General features: G+C 66.4%; 13 protein-coding genes. 12 read left to right on the top strand and 1 reads right to left on the bottom strand.

Features of this window, described 5'->3' with window-relative positions:
- Window positions 1–42 precede the first annotated feature (42 nt).
- The 12 genes from N0K08_RS17245 (at window position 43) to N0K08_RS17190 (ending at window position 16,693) form a co-directional block, all read left to right on the top strand.
- On the top strand, window positions 43–1,125 hold the full coding sequence (locus tag N0K08_RS17245; protein WP_261501638.1) for a LuxE/PaaK family acyltransferase: 1,083 nt from the start codon (window positions 43–45) through the stop codon (window positions 1,123–1,125).
- Window positions 1,122–2,600, top strand: coding sequence for an acyl-CoA reductase (locus N0K08_RS17240; protein WP_261501637.1), 1,479 nt, complete (start codon window positions 1,122–1,124; stop codon window positions 2,598–2,600). Before N0K08_RS17245 ends, N0K08_RS17240 begins: the two co-directional genes overlap by 4 nt.
- 2 nt (window positions 2,601–2,602) lie before the next feature.
- A complete protein-coding gene (locus tag N0K08_RS17235) occupies window positions 2,603–3,349 on the top strand; it encodes an ABC transporter ATP-binding protein (RefSeq protein ID WP_261501636.1) in 747 nt (248 codons plus the stop codon).
- A complete protein-coding gene (locus N0K08_RS17230) occupies window positions 3,346–4,143 on the top strand; it encodes an ABC transporter permease (protein WP_261501635.1) in 798 nt (265 codons plus the stop codon). The genes N0K08_RS17235 and N0K08_RS17230 overlap by 4 nt, the downstream gene beginning before the upstream one ends.
- Window positions 4,144–4,148: 5 nt before the next feature.
- The gene (locus N0K08_RS17225) at window positions 4,149–5,168 is read left to right on the top strand and encodes an ABC transporter substrate-binding protein (protein ID WP_261501634.1); all 1,020 of its coding nucleotides are present in this window, start codon (window positions 4,149–4,151) and stop codon (window positions 5,166–5,168) included.
- A gap of 19 nt (window positions 5,169–5,187) precedes the next feature.
- The gene (locus N0K08_RS17220) at window positions 5,188–5,955 is read left to right on the top strand and encodes an SDR family oxidoreductase (protein ID WP_456301237.1); all 768 of its coding nucleotides are present in this window, start codon (window positions 5,188–5,190) and stop codon (window positions 5,953–5,955) included.
- A 91-nt stretch (window positions 5,956–6,046) separates the two neighbouring features.
- Window positions 6,047–7,411: an efflux RND transporter periplasmic adaptor subunit gene (locus N0K08_RS17215; RefSeq protein WP_261501632.1), complete on the top strand. Its 1,365-nt coding sequence runs from the start codon at window positions 6,047–6,049 to the stop codon at window positions 7,409–7,411.
- Between the two features lie 61 nt (window positions 7,412–7,472).
- Entirely contained in the window at window positions 7,473–10,667 is a 3,195-nt protein-coding gene (locus N0K08_RS17210) for a multidrug efflux RND transporter permease subunit (RefSeq protein ID WP_261501631.1), read from the top strand.
- 27 nt (window positions 10,668–10,694) lie between these two features.
- Window positions 10,695–13,871 (top strand): multidrug efflux RND transporter permease subunit, encoded by a 3,177-nt coding sequence (locus N0K08_RS17205; protein WP_261501630.1) that lies wholly within the window; start codon window positions 10,695–10,697, stop codon window positions 13,869–13,871.
- Window positions 13,872–13,930: 59 nt separating this feature from the next.
- Window positions 13,931–15,433, top strand: coding sequence for an efflux transporter outer membrane subunit (locus tag N0K08_RS17200; RefSeq protein WP_261501629.1), 1,503 nt, complete (start codon window positions 13,931–13,933; stop codon window positions 15,431–15,433).
- 411 nt (window positions 15,434–15,844) lie between these two features.
- Window positions 15,845–16,189, top strand: coding sequence for a hypothetical protein (locus N0K08_RS17195; protein WP_261501628.1), 345 nt, complete (start codon window positions 15,845–15,847; stop codon window positions 16,187–16,189).
- 126 nt (window positions 16,190–16,315) lie between these two features.
- The gene (locus N0K08_RS17190) at window positions 16,316–16,693 is read left to right on the top strand and encodes a SpoIIAA family protein (RefSeq protein ID WP_261501627.1); all 378 of its coding nucleotides are present in this window, start codon (window positions 16,316–16,318) and stop codon (window positions 16,691–16,693) included.
- Between the two features lie 57 nt (window positions 16,694–16,750).
- Here N0K08_RS17190 and fusA read toward each other — a convergent pair whose 3' ends face one another.
- On the bottom strand, window positions 16,751–18,874 hold the full coding sequence (gene fusA, locus N0K08_RS17185) for an elongation factor G (RefSeq protein WP_261501626.1): 2,124 nt from the start codon (window positions 18,872–18,874) through the stop codon (window positions 16,751–16,753).
- Between the last annotated feature and the right edge of the window lie 176 nt (window positions 18,875–19,050).

Below are 19,050 nucleotides of genomic sequence, written 5' to 3'. Positions count from 1 at the left end.
GGGGCCTTCGGAGCATCAGTTTTAAGCTCTCGAAGGAATTCCATGGACAAGGCCGCCTCGCTGGTCGCAGATCTGCTCGCATTCATCGCCATGGATGCCTGCTCCGACGAACAGTTCGACGCACTCGCCCTGCGCCTGTTCGCTCACCAGTACGAATCCAATGTGCCGTTTCGCAGTTTCTGCCAGCGGCGCGGCGCCACGCTGCGCAATGTCAAGACCTGGAGCGACATCCCGGCCGTGCCCATCGATGCGTTCAAGGCGATGGAGCTGCGCAGCGAGCCGGCTTCGGAGGGCGAGCGCGTGTTCATGACCAGCGGCACCACGGGCCGGGCGGCGCGCGGGCGGCACTTTCACCCCCAGCTCGATGTCTACGACCTGTCGATGCAGCGCCACTTCGCGCAGCGCTTCATGCGGGGCGACGCGCGCCTGCCCATGGGCATTCTGTTTCCCGACGAGCAGGCCATGCCCAACTCCTCGCTGGCGCATTACCTGGCGCTGGCTCAATCCGAATTCGGCACGGCCGACAGCCGCTACTTCCTGACGCCGGACGGCCTGGACATGGTGGGCCTGTGCGCCGTGCTGGAGGAGTCCGAACGCAGCGGCCAGCCTTATGCGCTGCTGGGCGCGAGCTTCAGCCTGGTGCATGTGATGGACGCCTTGCGCGCCCAGGGCCGCAGCTTTCGTCTGCCCGCGGGCAGCCGCATTCTGGACACGGGCGGCTACAAGGGCCAGTCGCGCGAGCTGCCGCTCGAAGACTTCTATGCCGATCTGTCGCAGCTGCTGGGCGTGCCGCGCACGCACTGCATCAACATGTACGGCATGACCGAGCTGAGCACGCAGTTCTATGACGACGGCAACACCACGCTGCCTTCGGTCAAGTCGGGGCCGCACTGGATTCGTTCGCGCCTGGTCGAGCCGGTCACGGGCCGCGATGTGGCGCCCGGCGAGCGCGGCATTCTGGTGCACTGCGATCTGGCCAACTACAACGCGGTCACCACCATCCTGACCGAGGACGTGGGCCTGTGGGCCGACGGCGGATTCCTGCTGCTGGGGCGTGCCGAGGGTGCGGCCGCCAAGGGCTGCTCGCTGGCCGTCGAAGAGTTCGTGAAGGCCGCCACGGCATGAGCATCCAGCGGATCACCGCGGGCTATCTGCCCGGGCTGCGCGACGACGAAGTGCAGTGGCAGGTGCTGGCGTTCGCCCAGGGCGGCCGGCGGCTTGAAGTGTCCGTACCGGTGCTGACGGGCGCGCAGATGCAGGCGCTCACCGGGCGCGTGCGCGCGGCGGCGGATCGCCATCTGCGCACCATGCCTGTGGCCGAGATCATCGAGGCCATCGACCGCGCCATCGCGCGCCTGCTCGACCGCAATGACCCGTTTCGCCGCCAGGCCGAGGCCTGGTTGCCCGTGGTCAGCGGTTATGACGCCGACATGGTGCGGCTGGGCCTGACGGGATTTTTCAAGACATTCCGCGCCGCGCAGCTGCGGCGCTTCGTGGCCGAGGACTTTGCCAATCCTGGCGTGCTCGATGGTTTTCAGCCCGCGCCCAAGGGCGGTGCGGTGCGCGCTTTCGGGCCCGATCTGCTGGTGCACAGCTGGGCCGGCAATGTGCCTGCGCTGTCGCTGTGGAGCCTGCTTTGCGGCCTGCTGGTCAAGGCGCCGAGCATTGGCAAGCTCGCCAGCGCCGAGCCGCTGTTCGCGGGCTGGTTCGCGCGGCTGCTGGCCGAAGTCCATCCGCCGCTGGCTGATTGCCTGGCCGTGGTCTGGTGGGATGGCGCGGGCGGCGAGACCGGTGCGGGTGCCGAGGGCGCGGCCGCGCTTTACGCCCAGGCCGACACGGTGCTGGCCTATGGCGGCAATGCATCGCTGGATGCGCTGCGCCGGCGCCTGCCCGTGACCACGCGCTTTCTGCCGCACGGCCACAAGCTGGGCTTTGGCCTGGTCGGTGCGGCGGCGCTGGACATGCTCAAGGCGCCCGCCGTCGCGCGGCTCGCGGCCTGGGACGTGATGCGCTACGACCAGCAGGGTTGCTACTCGCCCCATGTGTTCTATGTGGAGCGCGGCGCACCGGTGTCGCCGCGCGCCTTTGCCGACTACCTCGCGGCCGAGCTGGCCAATCTGCAGCGGCGCTTTGCGCGCCGGCCGCTGGAGCTGGAGGAGGGCGCGGCCGTCGCCAAATGGCAGCAGGCCGTGGAGTGGCGTGCGCCTTCGGGCGATGAAGACCTGCTGATCGGCCCGGTCGACGCGGCCTGGAGCGTGGCCTACAGCGACAGCCTGCAGCCGCTGGCGCCGACAGCCTTGTACCGCACGATTGCCGTGGTCGGCGTGGATTCGCTCGATGCCGTGGTGCCCGTGGTGGCCGCGCAGCGCGAATTCCTGCAGACCGCGGGCATCGCGGCCGGGCCCGAGGATTTGTACCGGCTGGCCGGCCTGCTGGGCGCGGCCGGCGTCACGCGCATCAGCGCCATAGGCGCCATGAGCATGCCCGAAGCCGGCTGGCACCACGACGGGCGCTTCAATCTGCTCGATCTGGTGCGCATGACCGAGATCGAGCAGTCGGCGGAAGTCGCGGCGCAGCCGTTTGCGCCCTATGCGGATTGACCATGGCGTTTCTTGATATCGAACAGGTGGTGTTCACCTATCCCGGCCGCTCGCCCGTGGTGAATGGCGTGGACTGGCGCATGCAGGCCGGCGACTTCCACTGCCTGCTGGGCCGCAGCGGCTGTGGCAAGACCACCTTGCTCCAGCTGGCCGCGGGCCTGTTGCGCCCGCAATCGGGGCGCATCGTGCTGAGCGGTGGCGAGCTGGCCGCGCCCGGCCCGCAACTGGGCTTCATGTTCCAGGCACCCACGCTGCTGGACTGGCACAGGGTGCTGGGCAATGTGCTGCTGCCCGTGTCGCTGCAGCGCAAGCCCACGCCGCAGGACGAGGCGCGCGCGCTGCAACTGCTGCGGCAGTTGGGCCTGGCCGGCCATGCGCACGACTATCCGCGCCAGTTGTCGGGCGGCCAGCAAAGCCGCGTGGCGCTGGCCCGGGCCTTGATCCTGGAGTCGCCTTTGCTGCTGCTCGACGAGCCTTTTGCCGCGCTCGACGCCATCACGCGCGCCGAGCTGCAGGACGATTTGCTGCGCACCTGCCGCGAGCTGGGCACCACGGTGCTGTTCGTGACGCACGACATCAACGAGGCGGTGTATCTCGGCGATCGCATCGCGCTGATGCAGGGCGGGCGCATCGTCGACGACATCGCAATCACGCTGCCCGCGCCGCGCACCCAAGCCCTGCGCCACGGACCCGCCTTCAACGAAATCTGCGCGCGCGTGCGCGCCTCCATGGACAGGGCCAGCGCATGAACCCCACGCCACTGCAGGCACGGCTGATGTCCGCTGCACTTTTGCTGGTTCTGCTGGGCCTTTGGGAGCTGGCGGTGCGGCAATGGGGCCTGTCGGCCCTGGTGCTGCCCGCGCCTTCGGCCGTGGCGGCGGCGCTGTGGACGGGGCTGGCCTCGGGCTATTTCTGGCCACATATCGCGGCCACGCTGCAGGCCCTGGTACTCGGTCTGGCTGCGGGCGGTCTGATCGGCTTGTTCGCCGGCATGGCGCTGGCCGAGTCGGCGCTGCTGGAACGCGTGCTCAAACCCTATGTGGTGGTCAGCCAGGTCGTGCCCAAGCTCGCGCTGGCGCCGCTGTTCGTGCTGTGGTTCGGTTTCGGCCTGCTGCCCACGGTGCTGATCACGGCGCTGATCTGCTTTTTTCCGCTGATGGAAAACACGCTGACCGGCCTGCGCCAGGTCGATGCCCAGCGGCTGCAGCTGTTTCGCATGCTGGGCGCCACACGGCTGCAGACGCTGCTGCGCCTCAAACTTCCCACGGGCCTGCCCGCCATTCTCGCGGGCCTGCGCGTGGCCGTGGTGCTGGCGCTGGTCGGCGTCGTGGTGGCCGAGTTCATGGGCGCGAGCCAGGGCCTGGGTGCCGTGGTCATTGCCGCGCAAGGAATGATGGATACCACCTTGATGTTTGCGGCGCTGGTCATCATCGCGGCCATGGGCCTGCTGCTGTACCAGGCCTGCATCGTGCTGGAGCGCCGACTGCTGCGCGCCCACGCCTTCCCCACTTCGCCAAGCGCGCGTTCGCGCGCCAACCTTTGATCGCCATGACTGCAATCCACCACCTGTCTTCGTTCATTTCCCGCCGCAGCCTGCTGGGAGGCCTCACCGGCCTGGCCCTCGTGGGCACGGCCGGCGCCGCCTCGGTCCAGGGCAAGATCCGCCTGGCGGGCTGGAGCAAGCCCATCAGCGAGATCACCAACATCCTCGCCGAGCCTGAAAAGGGCTTCTTCAAGGCCCAGGGCGTGGAGCTGGCCTACCTGCCGGGCGCGGGCGGCGGCGACGCGATTCGCAACATCCTCAGCGGCCAGGGCGATGTCGCGTTCACCGATCCCGGCTCGTTCTTCATGGCGCTGGACAAGGGCGAGAAGCTGGTCGCCATCTACGACATCTATCCGCAGAACGTGTTCAACGTGGTCTCGCTCAAGTCCTCGGGAATCCAGAAACCCGCCGACCTCAAGGGCAAGAAGATCGGCGTTTACAGCCTGTCGAGCGGCACGCGCCAGAACCTGCTGGTGATGCTGCACCAGGCGGGCCTCAAGGAGTCGGATGTGCAGATCGTCGTCACCGGCCTGCTCAACTTCGCGCCGCTGATGCAAGGCCAGGTCGATGCCACGGCCGCGACCGACACCGGGCTGGCCGTGGGCCTGCGCAAGGGCATTGGCGAAGTCAACGTGATGCAGGTGCGCGACCACCTGAACATTTCCAGCGACATGTTCGTGGTGCGCGAGCAGGTGCTGCGCGAGAAGAAGGATTTGCTCAAGGCATTTTTGCAGGGCTACCGCGACAGCGCGGCCTGGATGATCGCCAACCCCGACGAGGCTGCGCAGCTGGCCGGCAAGTACGCGATCGACGGCACGAACCGCGAGATCAATCTGGACGTGATCCGTTTGCGCAATGCGTCGTCGCTGCCCACGGCGCAGGCCAAGGGTGCCGCACCCCGGCTCGGCAGTTTCGATCTCGCGGCGCTGCAAAAGGGCGCTGACGCCTACCGTGCGTTGGGTCTGGTGCAAAGGCAGCTCAAGATGTCCGATGTGGTGGACACCAGCCTGATTCCAGGAGCCTGAGATGGTGCAGGATCCGGCAATGGGGCTGCGCGGCAAGGTGGTGCTGGTCACGGGCGCGAGCCGCGGGATTGGCGCGGCCATCGCCGTCGCGTTTGCGCGCCAGGGCGCGACGGTGGCCATCAACCACCTGTCCAACGATGCGGCCGCGGCCCAGACCGTGGCGGCCTGCGAAGCCGCTGGCGGCGATGCCTGGGCCGTCAAGGCCGATGTGGGCTCGCAGCCCGCGGTGCAGGCCATGGTCGACGGCATCGCGCGCGAAGCCGGGGCCATCGACATCGTGGTCAACAACGCTTTTCGGCCCTATGCCTTCGACCCCGAGCGCCGCAGTCCATTCGACGCGCTTGAATGGAGCGACTATCAGGCGCAGTTCGACGGCGCCGTGGGCGCGGCCTTCAATGTCTGTCGCGCCGTGCTGCCGCAGATGCGCCAGCGCGCGCGCGGCAGCATCGTCAACATCGTCAGCAACCTGGTCGAACACCCGGTCGTGCCCTACCACGACTACACCACGGCCAAGTCCGCGCTGGTGGCTTTCAGCCGCAATCTGGCCAGCGAGCTGGGGCCCGTGGGCATTCGCGTCAACTGCGTGGCGCCGGGCCTGGTCTACCCCACGCAAGGCACTCAGGGTACGAAGGAATCGTTCCGTGAGTCGCTGATCGCTGCCACGCCGCTGCGGCGCCTGGCACGGCCCGAGGACGTGGCCGGGCCGGTGCTGTTCCTGGCTTCGGAGCTCAGCGGCTTCATGACGGGGCAGGTGCTGCTGGTGGATGGTGGCCTGGTGATGCGCTGAACGGCGGGCGCCGGTAGTCAAATGACGTAAAGTTTGCAACAAAGCCATGACACGGCGCTAGCATGACGCTAGTTGTCGTTTGGAGTGGTCTATGCATTTTCCGCAAAGCGTGCGCGGACGGGTGTCCGTGGCGTGGCTGGCGCTGGTGGTTGCAGCATTGCTGCTGGTGGCTGGGCTATGGTGGTGGCAGGGGCAGCGCCAGGCAGCGAACACTTCCGGGACGTCGGCGCAGACGCCTGGGCGGGGAGGGCGCACGGGGCCAGCCGCTGGCGGGGCTGCGCAGCCGGTCTCGGTGGACGTGGTGGACCGGCGCGACATGCGCGTGCTGGTCAGTGCCATCGGCACCATGAATGCACGGGCCACGGCCGTGGTGCGGGCCAAGGTGTCGGGCGAGTTGCAGAAGTTGCATTTCAAGGAAGGTGACGAGGTCAAGGCCGGCCAATTGCTGGCTGAGATAGACCCGCGCAGCTTTCAGGCGGCCTTCGGCCAGGTGCAGGGCGCGCTGCAGCGTGACCAGGCGCAGCTCAAGAACGCCCAGCTGGATCTGCAGCGCTACCAGGCGTTGCTGGCGCAGGACTCGATTGCCAGTCAGCAGGTGGATAGCCAGGCGGCCCTGGTGCGCCAGCTGCAGGGCACCGTGGCGGCCGACCAGGGGCAGGTCGATGCAGCCAAGCTGCAGCTGAGCTACACCAAGGTCACGGCGCCCATCGCGGGCCGCCTGGGCCTGCGCCAGGCCGACCTGGGCAACGTGGTCAATCCTTCGGACACCAACGGGCTGGTCACCATCACCCAGGTCCGGCCCATCGATGCCGTGTTCTCCCTGCCGGAAGCGCACGTCAGCACCTTGGCCCAGCAATTGGCCCAGGGCCAGGAACTGCCCGTGGAGCTGTGGGACCGCGAGCAAAAGCAGATCCTGGGCAAGGGCCGGCTGAATGCGCTGGACAACGCCATCGACACCGGCACCGGAACGGTCAAGGCCAAGGCGGCGTTCGCCAATGCCGACGGTCGTCTGTTTGCCAACCAGTTCGTCAACGTGAAGCTGCAGGTCAACCAGCTCGATCAAGTGCTGACCGTGCCCGCGACGGCCGTGCAGAACAACTATGTCTATCTGGTGCAGGCCAACCAAACCGTCACGCAGCGCAAGATCCAGGTGGGCGTGACCGATGGCGATCGTGTGAGCGTGCAGGGCGATCTGCGGCCGGGCGATCAGGTGGTCACGGATGGTATCGACCGTCTGCGCGAAGGCGCGCAGGTCACGGTGATCGATGCGGCCAAGGTCCAGAAGGTGGACCAGGCGGTGCAGGACGCGTCCAGCCTGCCGCAGAGCATGCGCAACCTCACCCCCGAGCAGCGCGCGCAAGTCGCCAAGATGAGCCCCGAGGAGCGCAAGGCCTTCTTCCAGAAGCTGCGCGCCGAGCGAAATGGCAAGGCCGCAGCCTCCGGTAACGGCCGTTGACGCGGTCGTCCCTGAACTGACCCTACGCTGAACACACGCGGCACAGTCGACCTCGGCCACCATGAACCTTTCCCGTCTTTTCATCCTGAGACCCATTGCCACCTCGCTGTTGATGGTGGCGGTGCTGATCTCCGGAATCCTGGCCTACCGGCTGCTGCCGATTTCGGCGCTGCCCGAGGTGGACTATCCCACCATCCAGGTCATCACGCTGTACCCCGGGGCCAGCCCGGATGTGATGACTTCCAATGTCACCGCGCCGCTGGAGCGCCAGTTCGGCCAGATGCCGGGACTGGACCAGATGTCCTCCACCAGTTCGGGCGGGGCCTCGGTCATCAACCTGCGCTTTGCGCTGGACATGTCCATGGATGTGGCGGAGCAGCAGGTGCAGGCGGCCATCAACGCCGGCGCCAATCTGCTGCCCAGCGACCTGCCCATGCCCCCGCTTTACAGCAAGGTCAATCCCGCGGATGCGCCGGTGCTGACGCTGGCCATCACTTCGCCTTCCTTGCCCGTGATCCGTGTCAACGATCTGGTGGAAAACCGCCTGGCGCCAAAGCTGTCCCAGGTCAAAGGCGTGGGCCTGGTGGCGATTGCCGGTGGTCGCCGGCCGGCGGTGCGCATCCAGGCCAATCCCACGGCGCTGGCCGCCTACGGCATGACGCTGGACGATGTGCGCACCGCCATTGCGGCCGCCAACGTCAAGGCGGCCAAAGGTGGGTTTGACGGGCCCTACCGTGCCTCGACCATAGATGCCAACGACCAGCTGCAGACGGCTGCTGAATACCGCAACCTCATCATCGCTTTCAAGAACGGCAACCCGATCCGCCTGGCCGATGTGGCCCAGACGGTGGACGATGCGGAGAACATGCGGCTGGCGGCCTGGGCCGGCACGCCCGAGCAGGGCTCCAGCGCAGCGGTGATCCTCAATATCCGGCGGCAGCCCGGCGCCAACGTGATCGAGACCGTGGACGCGATCCAGGCCCTGCTGCCCCAGCTGAAGGAGACCTTGCCCGCCTCGCTGGACGTGCACGTGCTCACCGACCGCACGGTCACCATCCGCGCTTCGGTGGAGGACATGCAGTGGGAGCTGGCGCTGGCCATCGTCCTGGTGGTGATGGTGATCTTTCTGTTCCTGCGCAGCGGCACGGCCACACTGATTCCCAGCGTTGCCGTGCCGCTGTCCCTGGTCGGCACGTTTGGCGTGATGTATCTGGCGGGCTTTTCCATCAACAACCTCACGCTGATGGCGCTGACCATCTCCACCGGCTTCGTGGTGGATGACGCCATCGTGATGATCGAGAACATTTCCCGCTACGTGGAAAAGGGCGAGCCGCCGATGCAGGCGGCGCTCAAAGGCGCCAAGCAGATCGGCTTCACCATCATTTCGCTGACGATCTCGCTGATTGCGGTACTGATTCCACTGCTGTTCATGGGCGACGTGGTGGGGCGGCTGTTCCATGAGTTCGCCATCACCATGGCGGTGGCCATCCTGATTTCGGCCGTGGTGTCGCTGACGCTCACTCCCATGCTGTGCGCGCGCTTGCTGCGCCACAAGCCGGTGGTGGAGGGGCAGGTGGCCGCGCCGCCTTCCCGCAGCCCCTGGGGCCGGGCCGCGGATGCGATAGGCCGGTGGTTTGAGCGCATCATCATCCGCTACGGCCGCTGGCTGGACTGGGTGCTGGACCACCGTCCGCTGACCTGGGCGGTGTTCCTGGCCACGCTGCTGATCACGGTGCTGCTGTACTTTGTCGTGCCCAAGGGATTTTTCCCCGGGCAGGACACGGGCACCATTGCCGTCACCACCGAAGCCGGCCAGTCCATTTCCTTCGCCGCCATGGCCGACCGCCAGCAGGCCCTGGCCGAGCAATTGCTCAAGGACCCGGCGGTGCAGAGCATTTCCTCCTTCATCGGCGTGGACGGCACCAACACCACGCTCAACACCGGACGCATGCAGATTGACCTGCTGCCGCACGGCCAGCGTGATGCCATGTCCGCGGTGGTGCGGCGCCTGAGCGACGCAGCCGGGCAGGTGTCGGGCATTCGCCTGTATGCCCAGCCGGTGCAGGATCTGGCCATTGAAGACCGGCAGGCCCGTACCCAGTACCAACTGCTGTTGTCGTCGCCCGACATGCCGCAGCTGGAGAACAGTACCAAGGCCCTGGTGGAGCGGCTGCGCCAGCTGCCGCACTTGCTGGACGTGGGCAGCGATCTGCAGAACCAGGGCCGCCAGGCCTATGTGGAAATCGATCGCTCCCAGGCCAGCCGGCTGGGCGTGACGGTGTCGGCGGTGGACACGGCGCTTTATAACGCCTTTGGACAGCGGCTGATTTCCACCATCTTTACCCAGTCCAACCAGTACCGGGTGGTGCTGGAGGTGGCACCGCAATTCAAGCTCGGGCCCGAGGCCTTGCAGTCCATTTACGTGGCTTCCAGCACCGGCGTGCCGGTGCCGCTGACTTCGGTGGCCTCGGTGCGCGAGCGGCCCATGGCACTGGCCGTCAACCATGTGGGCCAGTTGCCGGCAGCCACCATCTCGTTCAATACGGCGCCCGGCGTGTCCCTGGGGGCCGCGGTGCAGGCGGCCCAGCAGGAAATCCAGTCGCTGCGCGGCGAGGGACTGTTGCCGCTGTCGGTGGATGCGCAATTCCAGGGCGCGGCGCTGGCTTTTCAGGCCTCGCTGTCCAACACCTTGCTGCTGGTGCTGGCGGCCGTGGTGACCATGTACATCGTGCTGGGCGTGCTCTATGAAAGCACCATCCACCCCATCACCATCCTGTCCACGCTGCCTTCGGCCGGGGTAGGGGCGCTGCTGGCCTTGCTGTGGGCGGGGCTGGATCTGGACATCATCGCCATCATCGGCATCGTGCTGCTGATCGGCATCGTCAAGAAGAACGCCATCATGATGATCGACTTCGCGCTGGAGGCCCAGCGCGAGGAAGGCATGAGCGCGCGCGACGCCATCCATCAGGCCTGTCTGCTGCGCTTTCGCCCGATCCTGATGACCACGCTGGCGGCCTTGCTCGGGGCGCTGCCGTTGATGCTGGGGACCGGCGTGGGCAGCGAACTGCGTCATCCCTTGGGGGTGACCCTGGTGGGCGGACTGCTGGTCAGCCAGCTGCTGACGCTGTTCACCACGCCGGTGATCTATCTCACTTTCGAGAACTGGGCAGAACGCTGGCGCGCGCGGCTGGGCATGTCGGCCGTCAAGCACCTGCCGCGCAGCGAGGCCGATGTGCAGGAGGACGGTCATGCCTAGTCCTGCAGAGACCAGAGGGGTGGGTGCATGAGCCCGTCCACCCTCTTCATCTTCCGCCCGATAGCGACCATGCTGCTGACTATTGGCATGGCCCTGGCCGGTGGTGTGGCCTATTTTCTGCTGCCGGTGGCCCCGCTGCCGCAGGTGGACTACCCCACGATCTCGGTCACGGCCAGCCTGCCGGGTGCTGCCCCGGACACCATGGCCGCTACCGTGGCCACGCCGCTGGAGCGGGCGCTGGGGGCGATCGCCGGCGTCAACGAGATGACGTCCAGCTCCAGCCTGGGCAGCACGCGCATCACGCTGCAGTTTGACCTCTCGCGTACGGTGGACAGCGCCGCGCGCGACGTGCAGGCCGCCATCAATGCCGCGCGCACCCTGCTGCCGTCGGGCATGCCCAGCAATCCGACCTACCGCAAGGTCAACCCGGCGGATGCGCCCATTCTGATCCTGGCGCTGACCTCGGCCAGCCTCACGCGCGGGCAGATGTATGACGCGGCGTCCACCGTGCTGGCGCAAAAGCTCTCCCAGGTGGAAGGTGTGGGCCAGGCCAGCATCAGCGGCGGCGCCTTGCCGGCGGTGCGGGTGGCGCTGGATCCCGTGCGCCTGGCGGCCAACGGCATTTCGCTGGAGCAGGTGCGTACGGCCATCACCAGCACCAACGCCAACCGGCCGTTGGGCGCGCTGGAGCGCGAGGACCATTACTGGCAGGTGGCCACCAATGACCAGGCGTCCAAGGCCGCCGACTATGCCCCGCTGGTGCTGCGCTGGAATGAGGGCCATGCCGTGCGCCTGCAGGACGTGGCCGATGTCAGCGATTCGGTGCAGGACGTGCGCAATTTCGGCGTGGCCAATGGCAAGCCTGCCGTCCTGCTGCAGATCTACAAGCAGCCCGACGCCAACATCCTGGAGGCGGTGGATCGCGTGCGGGCGCTGCTGCCGCAGCTGCAAGCCTCCATTCCCGCCGGCATCGACATGACCATCGTTTCCGACCGCACGCCTACGCTGCGGGCCTCGTTGCTGGAGGTGGAGCGTTCGCTGCTCATTTCGGTGGCGCTGGTGATCCTGGTGGTCTTCCTGTTCCTGCGCAATGCCCGGGCCACCCTGATTCCGGCGGTGGCCGTGCCCGCGTCGCTGATGGGGACCTTCGGCATCATGTACCTGTGCGGTTACACGCTGGACAACCTGTCGCTGATGGCCCTCACGGTGGCCACGGGCTTTGTGGTTGACGACGCCATCGTGGTGCTGGAGAACGTGATGCGCCACATGGAGCGGGGCAAGTCGGCGCTGCAGTCCGCCCTCCAGGGTGCGCGCGAGATCGGTTTCACGGTGGTCTCCATGAGCCTGTCGCTGATCGCGGTGTTCGTGCCCATCCTGTTCATGGGCGGCATCGTGGGACGCTTTTTCCGTGAGTTCGCCGTGGTCATGTCGGCGGCCATTCTGGTGTCCATGGTGGTGTCGCTGACGACCACGCCCATGATGTGCGCGGCCTTGCTGCGCACTCCAGCCCAGCAGGCCAGGGCACGCGAGCGGCACCGCGGCCGCTGGCGCCAGCGTTGGGACGGCTTCTGGCAGCGTGTCTCGGCGGCCATAGGCCGGGCGGAAAAGGCGCTGACCGACGGCTACCGTCGCTCGCTGGCCTGGTGCCTGCGCCGCCAACCCGTGGTGGTGCTGGTGCTGCTGGCGGTGATTGGCGTGAATGTCTATCTGTATACCGTGATTGAAAAAGGCTTCATGCCCCAGCAGGACACGGGCCGGGTAATGGGCTTCATCCGCGCCGATCAATCGACCTCGTTCCAGGCCATGGAGCGGCGCATCCAGCGCTTTCTGGCCATCGTGCAGCAGGACCCGGCCGTGGAGTACGTGACCGGCTTCACGGGCGGCGGCCAGCGCAATGCGGCCAACATCTTCATGTCGCTCAAGCCGATGGCCGAGCGCAAGGTCTCCAGCGACGAGGTCATCAACCGCCTGCGCGACAAGCTGAAGAACGAGCCCGGGGCCCGCCTGTTCATGGTGGCCCAGCAGGACGTTCGCATCGGCGGGCGCCAGAGCATGGCCTCGTACGATTACACGCTGCAGGCCGACGACAACGCCGAGTTGCGCACCTGGGAGCCGCGCATCCGCCAGGTGCTGTCCACGCTGCCTGAGTTGACCGATGTGAACAGTGACGTACAGGACAACGGCCTGCAGACTTCGCTGGTGATCGACCGCGACCAGGCCAAGCGCCTGGGACTGACGGTGGCGCAGATCGACAACACCTTGAACGATGCCTTCGGCCAGCGCCAGGTGGGCGTGATCTATAACCCGCTCAACCAGTACCGCGTGGTGATGGAAGCCGCGTCCCAGTACCTGCAAAGCCCGGAAACCTTGCGCGGCTTCTTCTTCGTCAACAGCAGCGGCGAGCAAGTGCCGTTGACGGCATTTGCCAAGATCACCACCACCAACACGCCGCTCTCGGTGAACCACCAGGGCGGCACGCCGGCCAGCACCATCAGCTACAGCCTGTCGCCCAACGTGTCTCTGTCCCAGGCCAATGACGCCATCCGTCAGGCCATGACGGGTCTGGGCGTGCCCGTGTCCCTGCGTGGCAGCTTCAGCGGCACGGCGGGGGCCTTCCAGCAGATGTTGGCGGGGCAGCCGCTGCTGATCCTGGCGGCCATTCTCACCATCTACCTGGTGCTGGGCATTCTGTACGAGAACCTGGTCCATCCCCTGACCATTCTGTCCACGCTTCCGTCCGCGGGCGTGGGGGCGCTGCTGGCGCTGATGCTGTGCAAGACCGAGTTTTCGCTGATCGCCTTCATTGGCGTGATTCTGCTCATAGGCCTGGTCAAGAAGAACGCGATCATGATGATCGACTTCGCGCTGGAGCGCGAAAAGGCGGGCCACACCACGGCCGCCCAGGCCATCTACCGGGCCTGCGATCTGCGGCTGCGCCCCATTTTGATGACCACCATGGCGGCCATCTTTGGCGCTCTGCCGCTGGCACTGGGCCGGGGCGACGGGGCGGAGCTGCGCCAGCCGCTGGGCATCGCCATCGTCGGCGGCCTGCTGGTGAGCCAACTGCTCACTCTCTACACCACCCCGGTGGTCTATGTGTTGCTGGATCGTGCGCGCGCGCGTTGGCGGCGCGCCTGGCAACAGCGCCCTGGCTGGCTGCGCCGCGGCGCGGGCACGGCGGCCGCACCGGAGGCGCATGCATGATTGCCTGGATTGAATTTATGCAAGAAATAGCTCTGCGACATCAACCACATAGGCTTGGTGTGCTCACATTTTTGAAAAAATCCAGGGCCACTGTGCCGCTGGCCGTGGGCTTGCTGCTCGCCGGGTGCTCCACGGCCCCCAGCCACCAGCGCCCGGCGCTGGTCGTGCCTGCGGCCTTCAAGGAGGCCACGCCACTCGCGGCCGACCTGGGCGTATGGCAGACCGCCCGCCATGGCGGGGCGAGTGAAGACGGTCTTGCTCCGTCTGCCATCATCCCCTCGGCATGGTGGACGCTTTATGGCGACACTACGCTCAACCAGTTGCAGGACCAGGCGGCGATCACCAGCCCCAGCGTGGAGCAGGCCGTCGCCCGGCTGCGCGCCGCCCAGGCGGCCGTGGCCAGCAGCCGCGCAGGCCTGTTCCCCACGCTGGGGGCCTCGGGCAGCGGCAACCGCGCGCGCAATGCCTCCAGCAGCAACGCCAGTGCAGGGGCAGGCATCAACAGCAGCTACTCCCTGGGCCTGAATGCCAGCTGGGAGCTGGACTTGTGGGGGCGACTGTCCGGCCAGGTGGATGCCAGCCAGCTGAGCGCCCAGGCCAGCCAGGACGACCTGGCTGCCGCGCGCCTGTCCAGTCAGGCCACGCTGGCCCAAACCTATTTCTCGCTGCGTGCCGCTGAAGCGCAGGTGCAATTGCTGCAGGACAGCCTGCAGGTTTACTTGCAGAGCTGGGAGCTGACGCAAAACCGCTACCGCGCCGGCGTGGTCTCGTCGGCCGACGTCGCCCAGGCCGAAGCGCAGTACAAAACTACCCAGGTCCAACTGCTGGAGGCACAAACCACCCGCACCCAGTTCGAGCACGCGCTGGCCGCATTGCAGGGCCAGGCGCCGGCCCTGTTCAGTCTGCCCGTGACCGGCCAGTTGCCCGCGCCGCCACAGGTGCCCGGTCTGCTGGCCTCGACCTTGCTGGAGCAGCGGCCGGACATCGCCGCAGCAGAACGCCGCATGGCCGCTGCGAACGCCCAGGTGGGCGTGGCACGCGCCGCCTACTTTCCCGCGCTGACCCTGTCGGCGGCGGGGGGCTACCGCAGCAGCACGCTGTCGTCCCTGCTGAGCGCGCCCAACCTGTTCTGGTCGCTGGGGCCTGGCTTGGCGCTGGCGCTGTTCGATGGCGGCGCGCGCACGGCCGCGGTGGAATCGGCGCGGGCGGCACTGGACCTGGCAGGCGCCACGTACAAGCAAACCGTGTTGACGGCGCTGCAGGAAGTGGAAGACAACCTGGTGGCCGCCACCCACCTGGCCCAGGAGCAGCAGATACAGGCCGAGGCCGTGGCGGCCGCGCAAAAAGCGCTGACGGTGGTCAGCAACCAGTACAAGGCAGGCACGGTGGCCTACCTGAACGTGCTCTCGGCCCAGACCACGGTGCTGAGTGCGCAGAACAGCCTGGTCAGTGTGCAGAATCGACGCCTGGCGGCCATCAATACGCTGCTGAAGAATGTGGCAGGACGGTGGGAGCCGCTGCAAGCGCAGGCCGCGTCAGCGCAAACGCGTATGGCAGAGTGAAACACCCGCTTCGACCCGGGCTTGCCCTGCACAGCAGGAAAAGCCCGCGGTGTGCGACTGAAACAATGCTTACAAAATGAGCCAGACCACCGACAGGTGGTTCCAATAGACTCGCGCCCTTTAGCTTGCAAGGGTAGTGACTGATGAAGAAGCTTTTCGGGATTTCCGCACTGGTGTGGCTGTTGGCTGGGTGTGTTGTCGCTCCGCCTTACTGGCATGACCACGGCGGGCGCGGCCATGGCCGCGGACATGGGCACGGTCACGGGCACGGTCACGGCCATCGCTGAGCATTGCAGAGAAATCTAAAGCCCCGAGGGGTCTGTTGACCGACAGCGCGGCGGCTTGACAGCTGTGGGGCGAGGTGTACAACAGAGTTGCTCAATGCGTCGTTCGTCGACCAAGGAGAGCAGCATGAATGCATCGATCACCCCACGGGCCGCCGGCAGGCCCATCGACCCAGATCTTGCCGAGCAGGCCCATCCCGGCCACGGCGTGCCGTCACAGGATCCTGACCCCGAGGCCCAATTTGAGTTGGACGCAGAGGAGTCGGAGCGCGAATCCCACTCGGTTTTCATGGGCGGTGGCCTGGTTGCCGGAGCGGCTGTGGGCGCTGCCATCGGTGCCGCGCTCGCGGGCCCCGCAGGTATTGTCGTCGGCGGCACGCTGGGCAGTATCGCGGGCGCGTTGGGCGGCGCCGCCGCCGGCACTGTCGTCCATCCGCAAGACCCCAGGTTCCACGAGAAAAAGCACGCCTGAAGCTGTTGGGGCAGCTGCGCCGCGTGACGGATTTTCGACCTTTACGCCAGCGCGGGAGGGCGCGGGTGGACTCGGTTTTTTCGCGCCCAAGCGCGTACAGTAGTAGTCCTACTGCAGGAGTTGCACATGCTGAAATACTCCCTGATGAAGCCCGAAGGTATCTTGTTGCTGGACCCGCGCGGGCCCTTGACGCAGCAGGACTTCGAAAACCTGACCAAGGATGTGAACGCCTACCTGGCAGAGCACGACAAGCTGCATGGCGTGATGATCCGGGCGGAGGATTTTCCCGGCTGGGAAAACTGGTCCGGGCTCAGCGCCCATCTGCACTTTGTCCGCGATCACCACAAGCAGGTGGCGCATATCGCCATGGTCACCGACAGCCATCTGGCGGGCATGGCCGAGTTCCTGGCCAAGCATTTCACGGCGGCCGAGATCCGGCGTTTCCCCTATGCCGAAGACTCCCAGGCGCTGCAGTGGCTGCTGGACAGTGTACTGACGACTTGAAACGTCCCCGCCGCTCGCCCTTAGTCAAGGCTCAGGGCGAACGGGGGACATGGCAGGCTAGCCCTGTCTTCTGGCCGATGGCGAGGAGGTAATGGCCGCCACGACCTGCGCCGGCGCTTCCGAGTAGCGCTTGAATTCCATGGTGTAGGTGGCGCGGCCCTGCGTCATGGAGCGCAGGTGCGTGGCGTAGCCGAACATTTCGGACAGCGGCACTTCGGCCTTGATGGTCTTGCCGCCACCGGAAATGTCATCCATGCCCTGCACCATGCCGCGCCGCGAAGACAGGTCGCCCATGATGCTGCCGGCGTAGTCCTCGGGGGTCTCCACTTCCACGGCCATCATCGGCTCCAGGATCACCGGGCTGGCTTTCTTGGCGGCATCCTTGAAGCCGAAGATGGCCGCCATCTTGAACGCCTGCTCGGACGAATCCACGTCGTGGTAGGAGCCGAAAGTCAGGCGCACGCGCACATCGACCACCGGGTAGCCCGCCAGCACGCCCGAATTCAGGGCTTCGCGCACGCCTTTCTCGACCGCCGGAATGTACTCGCGCGGCACGGCGCCGCCCTTGATCTCGTCGACGAACTCGAAGCCTTTGCCGGCCTCAAGCGGCTCCAGGGTGAAGACCACATGGCCGTACTGCCCCTTGCCGCCGGACTGGCGCACGAACTTGCCGTCCACATCGGTGACTTTCTTGCGTATGGTTTCCCGGTAGGCGACCTGCGGCTTGCCGACGTTGGCCTCGACGTGGAATTCGCGCTTCATGCGCTCGACAATGATCTCCAGATGCAGCTCGCCCATGCCGGCGATGATGGTCTGGCCCGATTCCTCGTCGGTGCGCACGCGAAACGACGGGTCTTCCGACGCCAGGCGCGAGAGTGCCATGCCCATTTTTTCCTGATCGGCCTTGGTCTTGGGTTCGATCGCCTGGGCAATCACCGGATCGGGGAAAGACATCTTCTCGAGAACAATGGGCGCGTTGGGATCGCACAGCGTCTCGCCCGTGGTCACGTCCTTGAGGCCCACGCAGGCGGCGATGTCGCCGGCGCGGATTTCGTCGATTTCCAGGCGGGCGTTGGCATGCATTTGCACGATGCGGCCTATGCGCTCCTTCTTGCCGCGTATCGGGTTGTAGACCACGTCGCCCTTGGACAGCACGCCCGAGTAGACGCGCACGAAAGTCAGCTGCCCCACGAAGGGATCGGTCATGAGCTTGAAGGCGAGGGCGGCGAACTTCTCGTTGTCGTCCGCATGGCGCACCAGCAGGGCGCTGGCATCGTCGTCTTCGCTGTGGCCCGTCACCGGCGGCACGTCGAGCGGCGAGGGCATGAGTTCGATCAAGGCGTCGAGCAGCCGTTGCACGCCCCGGTTCTTGAACGCCGAGCCGCACAGCATGGGCTGGATTTCGGTGGCGATGGTGCGCAGGCGCAGGCCGGCAATGATGTCGGCCGCGTCGAGGTCGCCGGTTTCGAGGTACTTGGTAGTGAGCTCCTCACTGGCTTCCGCGGCGGCTTCGACCATCTTCAGGCGCCATTCATTGGCCGAGGCCTGGAGCGGCTCGGGAATGTCCCGGTACTCGAACTTCATGCCCAGCGACTCGTCGTCCCAGATGATGGCCTTCATCTTGATGAGATCGACCACGCCGTGAAAGTCGGCCTCGGCGCCTATGGGGATCACGATGGGCACGGGGTGGGCGTTGAGGCGGGTGATCATCATCTGGTGGACGTGAAAGAAATCAGCGCCCACGCGGTCCATCTTGTTCACGAAGGCCAGGCGCGGCACCTTGTACTTGTTGGCCTGGCGCCAGACCGTCTCGGACTGCGGCTGCACTCCGCCCACGGCGTCATAGACCATGACCGCGCCGTCGAGCACGCGCATGGAGCGCTCCACCTCGATGGTGAAGTCCACGTGGCCGGGCGTGTCGATGATGTTGATGCGGTGCGCAGGGAAGTTGTGTTCCATGCCCGACCAGAAGGCGGTGGTGGCGGCCGAAGTGATGGTGATGCCGCGCTCCTGCTCCTGCTCCATCCAGTCCATGGTGGCGGCGCCGTCATGCACTTCGCCGAGCTTGTGGTTCACCCCGGTGTAGAACAGGATGCGCTCGGTCGTTGTGGTCTTGCCGGCATCGATATGCGCGGAGATGCCGATGTTGCGATAGCGTTCTATGGGGGTGTGACGAGCCATGGCGGCCTCCCTGAAAAACAGTTCTGCAAATTGACGACCCGAGCGCCAGCAGACCCGGCAGGAGCATGTACTCACGGCGCTCGGCAACCCATTGCGCTTTTTTCTTGCGCCTTTGCATTGTGCGCGCGCTTGCCAAAGGCTGCGCGCGCCGCGTGCTGCCAGGCCGGTTTGCAGCC

Origin of the sequence: Acidovorax bellezanensis (assembly GCF_025421555.1) — a bacterium.
Lineage (GTDB): Bacteria > Pseudomonadota > Gammaproteobacteria > Burkholderiales > Burkholderiaceae_C > Comamonas > Comamonas bellezanensis.
Note: the sequence above shows the minus strand (reverse complement) of the source record. Positions and strands in the feature narration are given on the sequence as shown.